The sequence below is a fragment of the Peptoanaerobacter stomatis genome, from assembly GCF_000238115.1.
Classification (GTDB): Bacteria; Bacillota; Clostridia; order Peptostreptococcales; family Filifactoraceae; genus Peptoanaerobacter; species Peptoanaerobacter stomatis.
Genome location: NZ_JH414567.1, coordinates 1 through 16851 on the forward strand (window position 1 = coordinate 1; position 16851 = coordinate 16851).

At 30.8% G+C, this 16851-nt stretch carries 15 protein-coding genes, 15 tRNA genes and 2 rRNA genes; 28 read left to right on the top strand and 4 right to left on the bottom strand.

The window, feature by feature from the left end:
- The 17 genes from HMPREF9629_RS10010 to HMPREF9629_RS10090 form a co-directional block, all read left to right on the top strand.
- Nucleotides 1–204 (top strand): 23S ribosomal RNA (locus tag HMPREF9629_RS10010); the annotation flags it as partial.
- A 51-nt stretch (nt 205–255) separates the two neighbouring features.
- A 5S ribosomal RNA gene (gene rrf, locus HMPREF9629_RS10015) occupies nt 256–372 on the top strand.
- A gap of 4 nt (nt 373–376) precedes the next feature.
- Nucleotides 377–451, top strand: a tRNA-Asn gene (locus HMPREF9629_RS10020).
- Nucleotides 452–455: 4 nt separating this feature from the next.
- Nucleotides 456–531: transfer RNA gene (locus HMPREF9629_RS10025), tRNA-Val, on the top strand.
- A 7-nt stretch (nt 532–538) separates the two neighbouring features.
- Nucleotides 539–615: transfer RNA gene (locus HMPREF9629_RS10030), tRNA-Asp, on the top strand.
- 47 nt (nt 616–662) lie between these two features.
- A tRNA-Thr gene (locus HMPREF9629_RS10035) sits at nt 663–738 on the top strand.
- A gap of 15 nt (nt 739–753) precedes the next feature.
- Nucleotides 754–836, top strand: a tRNA-Leu gene (locus HMPREF9629_RS10040).
- A 104-nt stretch (nt 837–940) separates the two neighbouring features.
- A tRNA-Gly gene (locus HMPREF9629_RS10045) sits at nt 941–1015 on the top strand.
- A 4-nt stretch (nt 1016–1019) separates the two neighbouring features.
- A tRNA-Gln gene (locus tag HMPREF9629_RS10050) sits at nt 1020–1094 on the top strand.
- Nucleotides 1095–1161: 67 nt separating this feature from the next.
- A tRNA-Lys gene (locus tag HMPREF9629_RS10055) sits at nt 1162–1237 on the top strand.
- A gap of 41 nt (nt 1238–1278) precedes the next feature.
- A tRNA-Lys gene (locus tag HMPREF9629_RS10060) sits at nt 1279–1354 on the top strand.
- Between the two features lie 18 nt (nt 1355–1372).
- Nucleotides 1373–1461 (top strand) — tRNA-Ser (locus tag HMPREF9629_RS10065).
- Nucleotides 1462–1477: 16 nt separating this feature from the next.
- Nucleotides 1478–1553, top strand: a tRNA-Phe gene (locus HMPREF9629_RS10070).
- Nucleotides 1554–1562: 9 nt separating this feature from the next.
- Nucleotides 1563–1639, top strand: a tRNA-Ile gene (locus HMPREF9629_RS10075).
- 110 nt (nt 1640–1749) lie between these two features.
- Nucleotides 1750–1827, top strand: a tRNA-His gene (locus HMPREF9629_RS10080).
- Between the two features lie 4 nt (nt 1828–1831).
- Nucleotides 1832–1905: transfer RNA gene (locus tag HMPREF9629_RS10085), tRNA-Cys, on the top strand.
- Nucleotides 1906–1954: 49 nt separating this feature from the next.
- Nucleotides 1955–2031, top strand: a tRNA-Arg gene (locus HMPREF9629_RS10090).
- Nucleotides 2032–2474: 443 nt separating this feature from the next.
- Here HMPREF9629_RS10090 and HMPREF9629_RS10095 read toward each other — a convergent pair.
- Both HMPREF9629_RS10095 and HMPREF9629_RS12755 read right to left on the bottom strand, forming a co-directional pair.
- Entirely contained in the window at nt 2475–2681 is a 207-nt protein-coding gene (locus tag HMPREF9629_RS10095) for a hypothetical protein (RefSeq protein WP_009526285.1), read from the bottom strand.
- A 601-nt stretch (nt 2682–3282) separates the two neighbouring features.
- Nucleotides 3283–3609: a PD-(D/E)XK nuclease family transposase gene (locus tag HMPREF9629_RS12755; protein ID WP_081466050.1), complete on the bottom strand. Its 327-nt coding sequence runs from the start codon at nt 3607–3609 to the stop codon at nt 3283–3285.
- A gap of 380 nt (nt 3610–3989) precedes the next feature.
- Here HMPREF9629_RS12755 and HMPREF9629_RS10100 point away from each other — a divergent pair, with 380 nt between their 5' ends.
- From HMPREF9629_RS10100 to HMPREF9629_RS10150, 11 genes are all read left to right on the top strand, one after another.
- On the top strand, nt 3990–4778 hold the full coding sequence (locus HMPREF9629_RS10100; RefSeq protein WP_009526286.1) for an SDR family NAD(P)-dependent oxidoreductase: 789 nt from the start codon (nt 3990–3992) through the stop codon (nt 4776–4778).
- Between the two features lie 492 nt (nt 4779–5270).
- Nucleotides 5271–5597, top strand: coding sequence for a hypothetical protein (locus HMPREF9629_RS10105; protein ID WP_009526287.1), 327 nt, complete (start codon nt 5271–5273; stop codon nt 5595–5597).
- Entirely contained in the window at nt 5587–6627 is a 1041-nt protein-coding gene (locus HMPREF9629_RS10110) for a V-type ATPase subunit (protein ID WP_009526288.1), read from the top strand. The genes HMPREF9629_RS10105 and HMPREF9629_RS10110 overlap by 11 nt, the downstream gene beginning before the upstream one ends.
- A gap of 40 nt (nt 6628–6667) precedes the next feature.
- Nucleotides 6668–8650 carry a V-type ATP synthase subunit I gene (locus HMPREF9629_RS10115; RefSeq protein WP_009526289.1) on the top strand — a complete coding sequence of 661 codons (1983 nt, stop codon included), beginning with the start codon at nt 6668–6670 and terminating at the stop codon, nt 8648–8650.
- 41 nt (nt 8651–8691) lie between these two features.
- Entirely contained in the window at nt 8692–9114 is a 423-nt protein-coding gene (locus tag HMPREF9629_RS10120) for an ATP synthase subunit C (RefSeq protein ID WP_009526290.1), read from the top strand.
- Nucleotides 9115–9127: 13 nt separating this feature from the next.
- Complete coding sequence (locus HMPREF9629_RS10125; protein WP_009526291.1) at nt 9128–9436, top strand: V-type ATP synthase subunit F; 309 nt, start codon at nt 9128–9130, stop codon at nt 9434–9436.
- A 15-nt stretch (nt 9437–9451) separates the two neighbouring features.
- Nucleotides 9452–10054, top strand: a complete 603-nt coding sequence (locus tag HMPREF9629_RS10130; RefSeq protein WP_009526292.1) for a V-type ATP synthase subunit E — start codon at nt 9452–9454, stop codon at nt 10052–10054.
- Between the two features lie 178 nt (nt 10055–10232).
- Nucleotides 10233–12008, top strand: coding sequence for a V-type ATP synthase subunit A (locus HMPREF9629_RS10135; RefSeq protein WP_009526293.1), 1776 nt, complete (start codon nt 10233–10235; stop codon nt 12006–12008).
- An 8-nt stretch (nt 12009–12016) separates the two neighbouring features.
- A complete protein-coding gene (locus HMPREF9629_RS10140; protein WP_009526294.1) occupies nt 12017–13387 on the top strand; it encodes a V-type ATP synthase subunit B in 1371 nt (456 codons plus the stop codon).
- A gap of 1 nt (nt 13388) precedes the next feature.
- The gene (locus HMPREF9629_RS10145) at nt 13389–14021 is read left to right on the top strand and encodes a V-type ATP synthase subunit D (RefSeq protein ID WP_009526295.1); all 633 of its coding nucleotides are present in this window, start codon (nt 13389–13391) and stop codon (nt 14019–14021) included.
- Between the two features lie 134 nt (nt 14022–14155).
- Complete coding sequence (locus HMPREF9629_RS10150; RefSeq protein ID WP_009526296.1) at nt 14156–14839, top strand: hypothetical protein; 684 nt, start codon at nt 14156–14158, stop codon at nt 14837–14839.
- A 793-nt stretch (nt 14840–15632) separates the two neighbouring features.
- On the opposite strand, the gene recR is transcribed toward HMPREF9629_RS10150, so the two are convergent.
- Entirely contained in the window at nt 15633–16235 is a 603-nt protein-coding gene (gene recR, locus HMPREF9629_RS10155; protein WP_009526297.1) for a recombination mediator RecR, read from the bottom strand.
- A gap of 9 nt (nt 16236–16244) precedes the next feature.
- A complete protein-coding gene (locus HMPREF9629_RS10160) occupies nt 16245–16589 on the bottom strand; it encodes a YbaB/EbfC family nucleoid-associated protein (protein WP_009526298.1) in 345 nt (114 codons plus the stop codon).
- Nucleotides 16590–16851: the final 262 nt, after the last annotated feature.

Below are 16851 nucleotides of genomic sequence, written 5' to 3' on the forward strand. Positions count from 1 at the left end.
TGTCTTGCCAAAGGCACAGCGGTGGTAGGCTATGTGCGGAAAGGATAAGTGCTGAAGGCATCTAAGCACGAAGCCAACCTCAAGATAAGATATCCCATTCGAAAGAAGTAAGACCCCATTAAGAGTAAGTGGTAGATAGGCAAGGAGTGTAAGTGCAGTAATGTATTAAGCCAACTTGTACTAATAGGTCGAGGACTTAACCTAACAGATGATATGCAGTTTTCATTGTGCAAAGTACACAATTAAAAGAAACAATATGGTTATAAAAGAGGAGAGGATACACCTGTACCCATACCGAACACAGAAGTTAAGCTCTTCATCGCTGATGGTACTTAGACCGCAGGGTCTTGGGAGAGTAGGTCATAGCCAATTGTAATCCGAAGTAGCTCAACGGCGGAGCACCCGGCTGTTAACCGGTAGGTTGTGGGTTCGAGTCCCACCTTCGGAGCCAGTGGGGATCCATAGCTCAGCTGGGAGAGCATCTGCCTTACAAGCAGGGGGTCACAGGTTCGAGCCCTGTTGGGTCCACCAAATAAATGGTCCGGTAGTTCAGTTGGTTAGAATGCCAGCCTGTCACGCTGGAGGTCGTGGGTTCGAGCCCCATCCGGATCGCCAAGAAATATTTTCAAATAGAAGATTAAAAAGATAGTTAAACGCAATATGCTGGCGTGGCTCAATTGGCAGAGCAGCTGACTTGTAATCAGCAGGTTGTAGGTTCGATTCCTATCGCCAGCTCCATTTAAAGATAATTTTGCGGATATGGCGGAATTGGCAGACGCACTAGACTTAGGATCTAGCGGGCAACCGTGGGGGTTCGACTCCCTCTATCCGCACCACTTAAGGATTTTTAAAAATAAATTTGAAAAATATTATAAAAATACTTGTTTTTTGAGTTTATTTGATATATAATATATGACTGAATAATGTGTTTTATTGATATGCGGAAGTGGCTCAGTGGTAGAGCATCGCCTTGCCAAGGCGAGGGTCGCGGGTTCGAATCCCGTCTTCCGCTCCAATACTGGGGATTAGCCAAGTGGTAAGGCACTAGACTTTGACTCTAGCATTCACAGGTTCGATCCCTGTATCCCCAGCCATTTTATGCTAAGATAAGGTTATATTAATAATTTTATACCATATGTTTAGTAAAAATATTATTTTTGTGACTCATTAGCTCAGTTGGTAGAGCACTTGACTCTTAATCAAGGTGTCCTGGGTTCGAGCCCCAGATGGGTCACCATTTTATTTGATTGAGTGCTATTATTAAAAAATATGTATTTTGACTCATTAGCTCAGTAGGCAGAGCACTTGACTTTTAATCAAGGTGTCCCGGGTTCGAATCCCGGATGGGTCACCATTTTTTTATTTATTATTTGGAGGGGTGTCCGAGCGGTTTAAGGAGCTGGTCTTGAAAATCAGTGACTCCGAAAGGGGCCGTGGGTTCGAATCCCACCCCCTCCGCCATGTAATATTATGATATGCCCAGATAGCTCAGTCGGTAGAGCAGAGGACTGAAAATCCTCGTGTCGATGGTTCGATTCCGTCTCTGGGCACCACATTAATGAGGGCCTTTAGCTCAGTTGGTTAGAGCGTCCGGCTCATAACCGGCAGGTCCGGGGTTCGAGTCCCTGAAGGCCCACCATTTTTGTTATATTGTGTAAAATTTTAATTTATATTTTACTGGAGTGAGATAAAATTAAAAAAATAATGTATTTTTTTAATTAGTGTATATAATTTAATATAGATATTGTGGTGGGTATAGCTCAGTTTGGTTAGAGCGCCAGATTGTGGCTCTGGAGGTCATGGGTTCGAATCCCACTATCCACCCCATTGAGACGACGTAGCCAAGTGGTAAGGCGTGGGACTGCAACTCCCTGATCATCAGTTCAAATCTGATCGTCGTCTCCATTTTTAATTTCTTGGAGAAATTTTTTTTAGATATAAAATTTTCAGATATGTACCCATGGCTCAGCTGGATAGAGCGTATGGCTACGGACCATAAGATCGGGGGTTCGAATCCCTCTGGGTACACCAAATATATTTGGGATGTTTAGGAGAGCTTGAAATAAAAAATTTATGAATAAAAAGTTTTTTGGGTAAAGCATGAAACTTATCGTAGATTTTACTTGTTTACGGTATTTTAAGTAAGATAGTAGGGTTACCTTTTTTTATTCTTATGACGGCCGTGCTATCGATAGTACACGTACATAAACCTAATTATTATCATTCTTGCATAATTCTGTTAAAGAATAATGCAGTCGTGGCGTTCTCGTAGTTATATAGTTACAATTAATTATAAATAAATGTTTAATAATAACAATCTAATATTACCTTATATTAAATTTTCTTGATTCAAAAATTTCTTATAAATGATTATTTTTAATAAAATAATCAAAAATATTTTGTAATTATATTTGATTATAGTTGTTGTCTCTGCATTTATACGGACTTGCCACTGCTGTTTTATGACAGTTGCATTAATTTTTTTGTAAAATAAAAAAATTTGCCTTTTTTGCTGGTACATATATTTCTTCATTTTCTATAAATGGTATACCTGTTTGTTTTGTAAAGGCTATATCTTTATTATCAATTTTCAATTTTACATTTTTGGATTCTGCATTAGATGTAATTGAAAGGCTGATTATGGATATAAAAAGCGTAAATAAAATAAATAATTTTTTCATATATTCCCCTTATTATAATAAGATTTTTTAAATTTATTTGTATATAGAATACACCTATTATTTGTAATTTTTTATTTAATGGTTTCTGATATTTGATAGTGAATAAAATTATAATATTTATTAAACTCAATTTTTTTCTTTTACGCTATATTTTCTTTATAATAGTGTTATTTCTTCTCTACTAAGTCCTGTAACTTTTTCTATAATAGAGATATTAATTCCTTGTTTTTTTTAACTCTTTTGCTATTTTATTTTTTTCTTCTTTTTTTCCCTTTTTCATAATTTTCTAAGTTGATAAAATATCTATCCATTTCATATTTTTCGGCTGTCATATACATTTCTCTTTCCATGTCATCACTATAAAACAATATCTATAACTTTGTTTGCTTTTTCTAATGTCTTATTTTCACTGCTTAACATATCTCTGACCTCCTTTTTATCTGTCTGTAGGAACAATAACCATTTTTCCAATTCATTTAAATTTTCTTTTTTATTTAATCTAAATAATGAATTTCTAATGAGTCGTCTAACAGTGTATATTCATTTTCTTCATATATTCTGTATGTTGAGTGAATTTTTTTTGTCTTTGGGAAGTTTTCGTTTAACAGATTGATATTGTTTTATGAAGTTCTTTGTATAGATTTGTTTCTTTTATATCTTCTGTAAATATTTTTGCCCAGTAGTATAAGCTTCTTTTTGGATAGTATGAATAGTATTTGTTTTGCATTTCTATATTTATTTTTACTCCGCTTTTAAGCCTTACTTTTACATCTACTATTCCATATTTTTCATCATAATATTCTTTTCCTATTTCTTTATTTTGAAGTTTTATTTCATCAAAATCTTCTTTTTTTATTCCTGTTACTAAACTTATAAATTCTATTAATATATCTTTGTTTTCATGAAAATAGTTTTTTGAATGCGTAATCGTTTCTTGCCATTATTTTAATATCTTGATATTTCATAGTTTACCTGTTAATTTATTATAGTATATCAAAAAGCTTTACAATTTCTATTAATACTATTTTCTAATAAAATTATGGATAACTTATATAATTATATAAAATCAATATAAACAGTTTATTAAAAAAATTAATTATTATATTTTTCCATTGTTATATTAGATTTTAGTACAAGTCTATTTGTGATTGTACCTGTTTAATTAAGTAACGGTATAAATTATAAATAAATACTTTTTAATATAATATTCAATTTTACAGTTTATAATTAATATATTTAGGTATAAAGACCATATATAAAGCAAGTTTTAATAAAATGATATGATTTTTATACAGAAAGAGATGAGCTATGAAAAATATAGGAATAGTAACAGGTGCGTCTTCAGGAATAGGAAAAGGTATTGCACTTGAAACGGCTAAGGAATTTGATTTAGATGAGATATGGCTGATTGCGAGAAGAAAAGATAAACTGATTGAGTTAGGTAAGAAAATATATCAAGACTATGGTATTAATGTAGTTATTATGGCTTTAGATTTAATTGATGAAAAATCTTTACAGAAAATATCAAAAAGATTGGAAAGAAAAAATCCTAATATAAAGATACTTATAAATTCAAGCGGTTTTGGAATAATGGGTGACAGTAGCGAGATTAATAGAAAAATGCAAGAAGATATGATATTGCTTAATTGTAAGGCGCTGTTTTCTATAACCAATATATGTACAAAATATATGAGCAGAGGTAGCGGAATATTGCAAATTGCCTCTGTTGCAGGATTTTGCCCGCAACCTTATTTTGCTGTATATTCAGCTACAAAAGCATTTGTATTAAGCTATTCAATGGCACTTTCGCAAGAACTGAAAAAAAGAGGGATAAGTGTAAGTGCTCTCTGTCCCGGCCCTGTAGATACCGAATTTTTTGACATATGTGAAAGAGATGCAAAGATGGAAAATTTTATAAAGAGAATATTTATGAAAAGTCCTGATTTTGTAGTCAAAAGAGCGATAAAAGGTTATTTGAAGAAAAAGACAGTTATAGTACCCGGCATTACTATGAAACTTCTGGCAACTATAGAGGGGCTGCATATTAAACAATTAAGTTCTATATTGGCTTATAAAATTTATAAAAAATTTAATTAATATGAATAATATTGAAAATTATAATGCAGTATTAAAAATATATGGCTTTGTATTTTTGTTTATAAAAAAATATATATTTGTATTAAGACAAGGTATTTTTTATGAAAGTGCCTTGTTTTTTTTGTAACTGAAGATATCAAAACAATATAAATAAGTTTAATAAAAATATAAGTAAAATGAATAAAATTATTTTTTGAAAATTCAATTGATAAAAAAACTTAATATAACTTGTTTTAAAACTCATATTTAAGGTATATGTATAAGGCATTTTATGAATGATGAATATTTGTATAATATGGAGTATTCACAATATATCTATGCTATTCATTATTGTGTTTGTTTTTGTTATTAAAATTTTGGAGATGTGAAAAATAAGAAAAAATATATTAATCAGCACAGTATATAGAAATATAACTATATTATTATGCTATATGTAGTGTAAAAACTATATTTTGTACATTTCTAATTAAAATTTTTGAAAGGAGGGAAAAAATGGAAAATTTCATCAAAAACATTTTTGATATTGATGAAGAAGCCGAAAAATATCAAAATTCATTAGAAAAAGAGAAATTGAAACTAATGCAGGATAGAAAATCAAAGATAGAGGAATTGGATAAAGAGTATATTAATGTTTTAGCTGATGAAAAAAGCAATTTAAACTCAAGATTAAAAAATATAGAAGCTCAGGATATCAAACAGCTCGATGATTATAAGAAAAAGACTGAGGAAATCAAAAATATTTTTGCTCAAAAAAAAGTCTTGTTAGTGAGAAGTTTTGCTAAATCCATTTTAGAAAGCGGTGAATTGAATGGGCAATAATTTTCATGCTGTAAATGCCAAAATTGGCGTTTTGAAAAAGGGCATTTTTAATGATGATGATTACAACAAGCTTTTATCTTTTTCGAAAAGAGAAGATGTCATAAATTATTTAAAAAACAATCCTATATATAAAGATCAAATACAGGAATATGAAGAAAATTCGCCCAGAAACAGATATGCCATGGAGTTTATGATACACAAGACTGAAACGGAAATATTTAGAAAGTTGGAGCATTTTCTTTTCGGTGAAGATAAGATGCTTGTAGAAGCAATGCTTACAAGATATGAGTTTGAGGATATTAAAATAATTTTGAGGAGTATAGTTGAAAACGAAAAAATAAATCTTGCTAAAGAAACTTTGATGTACGGAACAAGCAATCATGTCAATTATGATAAATTATCCAAATGTGACAATATTCATCAAGCGTTGGATATACTTAAAGGAACTATATATAGGAGAGCTTTGCTATCTTTAGCTGATGAAGATGTGCTTAGATTGCACTTTCATGTAGAGATGAATTTGGACAGTCTTTATTTTATTGCTGTGAAAAAAGCTACAGAAAAGCTGTCAAAATCAAGTCAGGAAATATTAAATTCATATTATTCTACAATTATAGATACTATTAACTTGCAATGGATAATAAGAGCAAAGAGATTTTATAATCTATCCAACGAAGAAATATATAACTATACTTTAAGGTTCGGTAAATATATAAAAGGAGATTTTTTAAAAAGTCTTGTATATAGCGAAAACGGACAGGAAATAATGGACAAACTCAAAGGTACAAAACTTGAAAGTTTGCTTAGAAATAATGAAGAAGGTAAGATAATATCTTACAGAAATATACAAGGATATATATATAACAACCAATTAAAAAAATTGAAAAGTTATCAAAATACAATATCCACATTTCTTAAATTCATCATACAAGTTTTGATACAAAATGAAAATATGACAAGGATAGCTGAGGCACAAAAATATAGTCTAAGTAAAGAAGAAACAAGAAAATATCTGATTAGCACACACTAAAGGCTATAAGCATATAAATTATTGAACAAGGAGGTGCTAAATGGCTGTAGAGAAGATGAAAATGATGAATCTTGTCGCACTTAAACAAGACACTCACAACATACTTCGTGAGATAGTGTTAAACGGCTCCATTCATATAACAAACTCATCAAATTCTTCCAATTTCACAATGAGGTATATGGATACTCAAATCGGAGAGTTTGCTAAAATGGGGGTTGATATAAATAAAATATCTCCGTATATAAGTGAAAAAGTATTTAAAAAGAAAAAATACAAAGATCTTTTAGATGAAATGTTTACATTTTTTGATATAAGAGAAGATGAAATAGTTTTAGAAAATCTGCAATCTCTTAACTACAGTGAAAAATTAAAAATATTGGACAAGATATCTGAGGAATCAAACAGAATAAAAAATCTTGAAGAATCCAACAGATATGCAAGAGCTAAAGTAAAAATATTATTAAACGCTCTTGAATATTTTTATAATGACAATATAAAAATATCGGAATTTATGAGTTTAAAACACATAAAATTCAATATGGGTCAGATTTCAAAAAATTCTTGGATAAAGTTGAAATCAAACTATGAAAATATAAAAGGAATAGTAGTACATTTAGGCTCTAATAATCACGGAGAAACTCTCATGATATTTACTCCTTCCATGTATGAAGAAAGTACGGAGTATTTTTTGCGTTCGCTATCTTTTGACAGGATAGATTTGCCTAACATAGATATGTCATTTAAAGACTTAAATGTTGCAAAGAAGAAACAACTTATCGACTTGGAAAAAGAGCAGGAAGAAATAAAAAAAGAGAAAGAAGAATTCAGAAAAAAATACTTACAAGATATATTGGCATTATATTATAGATACAAGATAATCGAAAAAATAGAAGAACTTGAGTCTCATATGGCACAGAGCAAAAACTTTGTGCTTCTCAGTGCTTTTGTACCGGAGTCAAAAATTGATGAGATAAAAAATCTTATAGAAAAAACGTCTGAAAGTGCACTTGTATATTTTTCGGAAGATGTTACAGTTCCTTCAATATTCAAAATACCTACAAAACTTAAAAATAATTTCATATTAAGACCTTTCGAGGCACTTGTAAAAATGTACTCAATACCTGATTATAAAGAGGCTGACCCTACACCGTTTTTTGCAATAACATATATGTTGTTGTTCGGTATGATGTTCGGAGATGTCGGACAAGGTCTGGTGTTTGTAATAGCAGGCAACTTGCTTGCAAGAAAAGTGGGAGAGACTGCAAAGATAATACAAAGAATCGGATTATCATCGGTATTTTTCGGATTTATGTACGGAAGTGTATTCGGCATTGAGGATATATTGCCTGCAATATTGTTAAGACCAATGGAAGATATAAACACCATACTTATAGGCACAATTACAATAGGCATAATAATGATAATTGTGGCATATTTCATAGGATTTTATAATTTAAAGGCAAGAAATGATATAGGTAATTTATATTTTGACAAAAATGGTATTTCAGGGTTTATATTCTATATAGCATTTTTGCTTTTGATATTAAATATTACGGTTTTAAAATCTTATTTAGGTGAAAGCATTTTATCAATGCTTGTAATAATAAGCGTTGCAATTATGATTATCACATCAACTCTTATGTTCATGAAACCTAAGTTAGCAGAGAAATTTGAAAAATACGAGCATAAAGAAGAATTTTCTCCTGTGGAAAGTGGATTTGAAATGTTTGAAACAATAATGGGATTTTTCTCAAACACTCTTTCGTTTATAAGGGTAGGGGCTTTTGCGATAAACCATGTCGGATTGTTTATGGCATTTCATGCACTTGGACAGATGATAGGCACAGGAGTTGGAAATGTGATTATGATTGTACTTGGGAATATAGTAATATTAGGGCTTGAAGGTCTGATAGTATTCATACAGGCTATAAGATTGGAATATTATGAATTGTTCAGCAAATATTTCAGAGGAGACGGAATAATATACAGTCCGCTTCATGTAGATGTTCGCACACAAAAATAAATTTATTTATAAATTATTAACTGATTTTTAGGAGGAAAGTTATGAAAACAACACTATTATTATTAACAATAGGTATAGGAGCTACAATATTGACAGGAATTTCTTATATGAAACAAAAAAAGACTACAACTAAATCAGGGTTGAAAAAAGCTGTAGCAATAAATTTATTGGCAATGTTGGGATTATTTGTTGCAGGTTTTATACCTGACGTCGCATTTGCTACAGGAGAAGCAGATATGGTAACAAATTCGTCAAGCGGTTTAGGATATTTGGCAGCAGCTTTATCAACAGGTCTTGCAGCAATAGGTGCCGGTATAGGTGTAGGACAGGCAGGTTCAGCAGCAATAGGTGCTATATCAGAAGATTCATCAATACTCGGTAAGACACTTATCATACTTGGACTTGCAGAAGGTATTGCAATATATGGTCTTGTAATATCAATAATGATACTTCAAAGAGTATAATAGGAGATAAGTTATGGTTAGCTATCTTATAGCGGACAATACAGATACGCTTGTAGGAATGAGATTGGCAGGAATAACAGGAACTGTTTTGCATGAAAGAGCTGAAGTTTTGGAAGAGTTCAACAAATGTCTTTCAGATAAAAACATAGGTATACTGTTGTTGACAGAAAAAATATTTGATCTTATAAGCGAAGAGGTTATGAATGTCAAGCTGAAAAATAGATTTCCTCTTATAGTAGAAATACCTGATAGACATGGACTTCAAAGAGATCCTGATTTTATAACAAAGTATATAAATGAGTCGATAGGAATCAGCATATAATGTGGGAGGAGTTTTATGATAACAATAGAAGATAAAATAGAGTCATTTAAAAAAATAATAAATGAAGATATAAAATCGTCTTACGATGCAGAAATACAAAAGATAAAACAAGAAACGGAAGATATAATAAGAACATATAAAGCTAAGAAGTATGAAGATATAGAAAGAATAAAAAGAGATTATGCTTTAAAATTAGAAACAAAAACTGACAGAATACATTCAAAAACACAAAAAGAAGGTCAAAATATAATATTAGCTGCTAATAAACAAATATATGATGATTTTTTCAAGGCACTCAAAGAAGAACTGAAATCAGAGTATTTGGGAAAAGAAGGCGAGACGTATTTGAAAAGAACATTGGAAGTTGCAAAAAAAGATGTTAAATCTGATGATACAATATATGTTTTTGAAAAATCTTATGAGAGAGATATGCCTATAATACAAGATATATTAGGCGGTGTAGATATTCAAAAAAGCGATAATATAAGAATAGGCGGTTTTGAAGTGGAAAACAAAGAAAGAACATATAGACTGAACTATTCTGTAGATTTTTTATTAGATAATAAATACAAAGATATTTTGACAAAATTGAAACAAGAGTTGGATATAAGAGCATAAATTCTTATGAATTATTATAGTTCTTTGAAATAACAACTATAATGTAAAAGTCATACTAATGCCTGATAAAATAATTAATATTTTTAATTTACAATCATAAAAAAACTAATTATTGTTTTTTACAATACCAACCAGTAAAATAGGTATTAGTATCAATAAATTATAAGTGAGGGTAACTATGAATGAAACACCTAAAATAATTGATATAAACGGTCCGGTTGTTAAAGCAAGTGGTATGGGTGTATATAAAGTAAGAGATATGGTGCTTGTAGGTGATATGAAGCTCATAGGCGAGATAATATCTATAGATGGAGATATTGCTACAATACAAGTATATGAAGAAACTCAAGGCTTAAAAGTAGGAGAAAAGATAGTAAGTACGGATATACCACTGTCAGTAACATTAGGACCGGGAATAATAGGAAATATATTTGACGGAATACAAAGACCTCTTGAAAACATATATGAAATAACAGGGGATTTTATAGCAGAAGGCATAGGACTATTATCGATAGACAAGTCAAAGACGTGGAAAGTGGAAATGCTTGTGAAAACAGGTGAAACAGTTACAGCAGGACAAGTGTTTGCCACAACACAGGAAACAAGTTTTATAAAGCACAAGATATTAATACCGCCCAATGTGAGTGGAGAAGTAATAGAAGCACTTCCTTCAGGAGAATATAATTTGGAAGAAGAAGTGTTAACTGTAAAGGATGAAGATAATAAGATACACAAACTGAAATTATATCATACTTGGCCGGTTAGAATACCACGCCCTGTAAAATATAGAATGCCTATATCAAAACCGCTTGTTACAGGACAAAGGGTACTTGATGTATTTTTTCCTATTGCAAAAGGTGGTACATCAGCTCTTCCTGGAGGTTTCGGAACAGGTAAGACTATGACACAACACCAGTTGGCTAAATGGTCAGATGCAGATATAATCGTGTATATAGGTTGTGGAGAGCGTGGAAATGAAATGACGGAAGTGCTTGAACAATTTCCTGAATTGATAGATCCAAGAACAGGCAAACCTCTTATGGAAAGGACAATATTGATTGCAAATACGTCAAATATGCCGGTTGCCGCTCGTGAGGCATCTATATATACAGGAATAACAATAGCCGAATATTACAGAGATATGGGCTATCACGTTGCTATAATGGCGGATTCAACATCAAGATGGGCAGAGGCGCTTAGAGAAATATCGGGAAGATTGGAAGAAATGCCGGCAGAAGAAGGTTATCCTGCATATTTGCCATCAAGAATAGCACAATTTTATGAAAGAGCAGGTTATGTGGAAACTCTTGGAAAAGAAGAAGGTTCTATAACTGTAATAGGAGCAGTATCTCCGCCTGGAGGAGACTTCTCTGAGCCGGTAACGGAAAATACAAAGAGATTCGTATCAGCTTTCATAGGCTTGGATAAAAATCTTGCATATATAAGACACTATCCGGCTGTAAATTATTTGACAAGTTATAGCGGATATACATCTCTTATAAAAGAGTATTATGATGAGAATGTATCTCCTGAACTTATGAAATTAAGGGCAAAAATGATGGAGCTTTTGTCAGAGGATGACAAATTAAATCAGATAGTTCAGCTTGTTGGAGAAGATGTCCTTCCAAATGACCAAAGATTGCTTCTTGAAGTAGCTAAGGTATTGAAAAAGGGATTTTTACAACAAAATGCAATGCATGAAACAGATTCATATGTTCCTCTTAAAAAACAGTATGAGATGCTGAAAGTTATAGATACTCTTTATGATAATGCAAATATGGCAGTAAAAAAACAAATAGCTCTTGTAAAAATAAAAAATGACAATCTTTTTGAAGAAGTAATAAAGATGAAATATGATATACCTAATGAAAATTATGAAGAAAAATTTGACACATTAAATAAAAAAATCAAGAACTATTATGCCGATTTGATAGCAAAAAATCAGGAAGAGTAGGTGAAAATATGCAAAGACAATACTTAAAACTTGAAAAAATAGAAGGTCCATTGATAGTCTTAAAAGGTGTAGACGATGTAAGCTATGATGAGATGATGGATATAGAGATAGAAGGTAAGGAAAAAAGAAGAGCGAAGGTAGTTCGTATACAAGGAGATAAAGTAATCGCACAGGTATTTGAAGGAACAACAGGAATATCTACGCAAAATGCGGCAGTTACATTTACAGGAACACCTTTGGAAGTATCGCTCAGTAAAGAAATACTCGGAAGAACATTTAACGGTGTTGGAGAGCCTATAGACGGAGCAGATCCTATAATAACCGACAAAAAATATAATGTAAACGGAAGACCTATGAATCCTGTTTCAAGACAATATCCGAGAGACTATTTAGAGACAGGTATATCTGCGATAGATACACTTACCACTCTTATAAGAGGACAAAAACTGCCTATATTTTCATCAAATGGGCTTACACACAATCAATTGGCGGCACAGATAGTACGACAGGCAAAATTAAAGAATTCAGATGAAAAATTTGCCATAGTGTTTGCAGGTATGGGAATAAAACACGATGATTATGATTTTTTCAAAAGTGCATTTGAAGAATCAGGAGCATCATCAAGGGTTGTATCATATATAAATTTGGCTGATGCACCTATAGTTGAGAGAATATCAACACCGAGAACAGCACTTACAGCAGCGGAATATTTGGCATTTGAAGAAGGAATGCATATATTGGTAGTTATGACAGATATAACAAGCTATGCCGAAGCTCTAAGAGAAATATCATCAGCAAGAGAAGAAGTGCCGAGTAGAAAGGGATATCCAGGATATTTGTATTCAGATTTATCGACTTTGTACGAAAGAGCAGGAATGATAAAAGATAAAAAAGGCTCTATAACACTTATTCCGATATTGACAATGCCAAATGATGATATAACACATCCTATACCGGATCTTACAGGATTTATAACAGAAGGTCAGATAGTTTTATCAAGAGATTTATTCCAAAAAAATATATATCCTGCTATAAATATATTGCCTTCGCTTTCAAGACTTATGAAGGACGGTATAGGAGAAGGATATACAAGAGATGATCATGATCAGGTACAATCACAACTCTTTGCACTTTATTCGAGAGTTATAGATGTACGCTCACTTTCTCAAATCATAGGAGAAGATGATTTGACTCCTATAGACAGGATATATATGCAGTTCGGTAGAGAGTTTGAACAAAAATTTTTGTCTCAAAGATTTGACGAATCAAGAACGATAGAGCAATCATTAGATATAGCTTGGGATTTGTTCAAAATGTTCCCTAAGGTAGAATTGGACAGATTGGAGAGTAAATATATAGACAAGTACGGAAGGTGGTAAAATGATACAGAACATAGCACCTACAAAATCAAATTTACTGAAAACCAAAGATAATTTGAAATTATCCAAAACAGGATATAATCTTATAGACAAAAAAAGAACTGTTTTGATAAAAGAGATGATGCAACAAATAGAAAATGCCAAGAAGATACAAGAAGATGTAAAACAAATGTTCGAGCAGGCATATGCCGTACTTCAAGAGGCAAACATAACAATGGGAGTTATGGCTGTAAGTGATATAGCATTATCCATAGACAAAGCGGAAAATTTTGAAATATCATATAAATCCGTAATGGGCTTAGACGTGCCGAGTGTAAAATATGAGCACGGTAAATTAAGACCTCACTACAGTATGCATATGACAAGTCCTGCAATAGATGAGGCTATAAGAATATTTCAAAAAATAAAAAGATTGACATATCGTTTGGCAGAAACAGAAAATACAGTATATAAATTGTCTATAGAGATAAAGAAAAACCAAAAAAGAGCAAACGCATTAGACAAAATACAAATACCCAATTTGGAAGATACTGTAAAATATATATCAGAATCGCTCGAAGAAAAAGAAAGAGAAGATTTTTACAGACTAAAAAAAATAAAAAAGAAAATCATAATTAAAAAATTATGCAAATAATGGAAAAGTATGATATAATCTATAAATAGACCGTATCATACTTTTTTTGTGTTGATAATTCAAAAACGGTTCAATAAATTATACTGTTGTCTGATTAAACAGGTCTCAGTATTAATATTTTTGGAGGTGTTGTATTGAGAAATTTATTTTTGAGAAAACTCGTTTCATTTGTTGTAAGCCTTGTTATAATAGGCATATATCTGATATTTACATTTTTTAACACAAAAGATATAGCCAAAATTTTGACACAAGGAGATTTGGATTTATATTTTAAAGGTACATGTTCAAAAGAATATAAAGATGTACTGGTAGATGACAGTAGTGATGAAGAATTAAAAGAAAATTATGAAGAAGTTATAAACTCAGAAGTCGATTTCTTTTTTTACTACTTCGGGTTGGATGAAAACTATAAAGAAGAAAATCAAGAAAAATTAACTGAAATTTTTAAAACTGTATATTCAAAAGCAAAATACGAAGTTAAAAAAACGGATAAGAAGAAAAATCCTAAAGAAGTAACTGTTGAAATAGAGCCTATGAAAATAATGTTGGATATGGAGGACGAGTATGAAACTTTGATGGATGAAATGACTAAAGACGTTGATGAAAATAATGTAAATAAAACAGATGAAGAATTACATACAGAATTTACACAAAGGTTTTTGGAGAAGTTTGAAGAAGCATCAATGAAAGATATGCAATATGATACACCAAAGACTATCACTATAAAGGTTCCGAAGGATAAAAATGACATATATCAGGTAGATGAAAAAGACTTTTCAAAAGCAGTTGGAGAAATAATACCATATAAAGTGCAATAATAATAATTAAAAAAAATACATCAAATTTCATATTCTGTTTTGCCTGTATATGTGTATCTATAATCTTCACATATGTATATATATCATTGTGATGTATTTTTACAATTTTTATGTAACATTATTCATCATCTGATTTCATATATTTATACTATTTTCTAAGAAAATTATGGATAACTTATATAATTATATAACGTTAATATAAATAGTTTATTGGAGAAACTAATTATTATGTTTTTCTATTATTTTATAATATTTTAGTATTAACTTTGTTTTTATAGTAAAAACCAATAAAAACCTCAAATTATTTAGTAGATAGATTATGTGACACCATAAATTTATTAACTAAAGATATTGTAAAAAGTGTTATTCATAGAGAATGAATTATCTCTACTATTAAATTGGTTATTAGTATTAGATGTGAAAAGAGGAAGATATTTTTAAAATTTCTTCCTCTTTATCTACGCTCTAAGACTGATGATAAAATCGGTCTTTTTATATTTTATACTATTTTCTAATAAAATTATGGATAACTTGTATAATTATATAAAATTAATATACATAGTCTACCAGAAAAATTAATTGTTATGATTTTTCATTATTCTATAAGATTTTAGTATTATACTAAAAACTGTTTAAAATAACATTTAATACTTAAAAGTTAATAGAATAACAGATATTCTTGCTTATTAGGCAAGACAGTATACAAAAGTTCAATAGAACAACATAAAAATAGCGTTATGCGAAAATAGTTGTCTATTAAATGTAATAATGTAATATAATAATAAAAAAATATTTAGAATATGTCGACTCTGTTTTCCAATGCTTTTGTGATTGTAATTTCATCGGCGTATTCTATGTCTGAACCCATAGGCAGACCTCTTGCTATTCTTGTTATTTTTATATTGAAAGGTTTTAGTAGTCTTGCGATATACATAGCTGTTGCTTCTCCGTCAATTGTAGGATTTGTAGCCAATATGACTTCCTCTACGTCATCACTTGCCATTCTTTCAACCAGCTCTCTTATTTTAAGCATATCCGGTGTTATAGAATTGGATGGAGAAATTGTACCGTGCAACACATGATATTTACCTGTAAACTCTTTTGATTTTTCCATAGCCATAACGTCTCTTGGAGTTTCTACAACACATATTATACTGTCGGTTCTTTCTTTTGATGCACATATCCCACAAGGATTACTGTCAGAGATGTTTTGACATATATTGCAAAACTGTATTTGGTTTTTAGCATCTATTATCGCTTTTGATAAATCACTCACGTTTTCAGATGGCATATTTATTATGTGAAAAGCTAATCTTTGTGCAGTTTTTGTACCTATCCCCGGTAATTGAGACAGGTGCTTTATAAGTGTATCTATCGGTTTTGAAAAATTGTTCAATTAAATCACCTAAAATAATCCCGGTATTCCTAAACCGCCGGTTACACTTGATAATCCTGATGACATCATATCATCCGCTTTTGTAAGTGCTTGATTGACAGCAGTTAATATAAGGTCTTCCAACATTTCTATATCGTCTTTATCAACAACTTCTTCTTTGATTTTTATTGACAATAACTCTTTTTTTCCATTAACTTTTACTGTTACAGCACCACCGCCTACAGTTGTTTCCAATTCTTTGTTTCCAAGTTCTTCTTGCATTTGTTGCATATCTTTTTGCATTTTTTGAACTTGTTTCATCATATTGTTCATATTTCCTGGCATCATGCCTGGAAATCCACCTCTTTTAGCCATTTTTTTATACTCCTTAATAATTTATTTTATAGCAAATTAAATTTTTTACAACATTGCTAAATAATTATATCACAATATCTTAAAAATTATTAGAATTTATATAGTTATTTTTAACTTAATTTGCCATGTTATCTTATTTAAATATTATATTTCAGTTTTACTAAGTATAGCACTTAAATAAAAAATAATATTTTTGAACTTATGAATAAGCGTTTTAATTAACAAAATAAAATTGAACTTTGAATAATTAATCATCTACGTT

What these genes read in the sequence shown, in the direction of transcription:
- HMPREF9629_RS10115 (WP_009526289.1), top strand. Translation starts at nt 6,668, where the DNA reads ATGGCTGTAGAGAAGATGAAAATGATGAATCTTGTCGCACTTAAACAA.
- HMPREF9629_RS10120 (WP_009526290.1), top strand. Translation starts at nt 8,692, where the DNA reads ATGAAAACAACACTATTATTATTAACAATAGGTATAGGAGCTACAATA.
- HMPREF9629_RS10135 (WP_009526293.1), top strand. Translation starts at nt 10,233, where the DNA reads ATGAATGAAACACCTAAAATAATTGATATAAACGGTCCGGTTGTTAAA.
- HMPREF9629_RS10125 (WP_009526291.1), top strand. Translation starts at nt 9,128, where the DNA reads ATGGTTAGCTATCTTATAGCGGACAATACAGATACGCTTGTAGGAATG.
- HMPREF9629_RS10130 (WP_009526292.1), top strand. Translation starts at nt 9,452, where the DNA reads ATGATAACAATAGAAGATAAAATAGAGTCATTTAAAAAAATAATAAAT.
- HMPREF9629_RS10100 (WP_009526286.1), top strand. Translation starts at nt 3,990, where the DNA reads ATGAAAAATATAGGAATAGTAACAGGTGCGTCTTCAGGAATAGGAAAA.
- HMPREF9629_RS10160 (WP_009526298.1), bottom strand. Translation starts at nt 16,589, where the DNA reads ATGGCTAAAAGAGGTGGATTTCCAGGCATGATGCCAGGAAATATGAAC.
- HMPREF9629_RS10140 (WP_009526294.1), top strand. Translation starts at nt 12,017, where the DNA reads ATGCAAAGACAATACTTAAAACTTGAAAAAATAGAAGGTCCATTGATA.
- HMPREF9629_RS10110 (WP_009526288.1), top strand. Translation starts at nt 5,587, where the DNA reads ATGGGCAATAATTTTCATGCTGTAAATGCCAAAATTGGCGTTTTGAAA.
- HMPREF9629_RS10095 (WP_009526285.1), bottom strand. Translation starts at nt 2,681, where the DNA reads ATGAAAAAATTATTTATTTTATTTACGCTTTTTATATCCATAATCAGC.
- HMPREF9629_RS10145 (WP_009526295.1), top strand. Translation starts at nt 13,389, where the DNA reads ATGATACAGAACATAGCACCTACAAAATCAAATTTACTGAAAACCAAA.
- HMPREF9629_RS10105 (WP_009526287.1), top strand. Translation starts at nt 5,271, where the DNA reads ATGGAAAATTTCATCAAAAACATTTTTGATATTGATGAAGAAGCCGAA.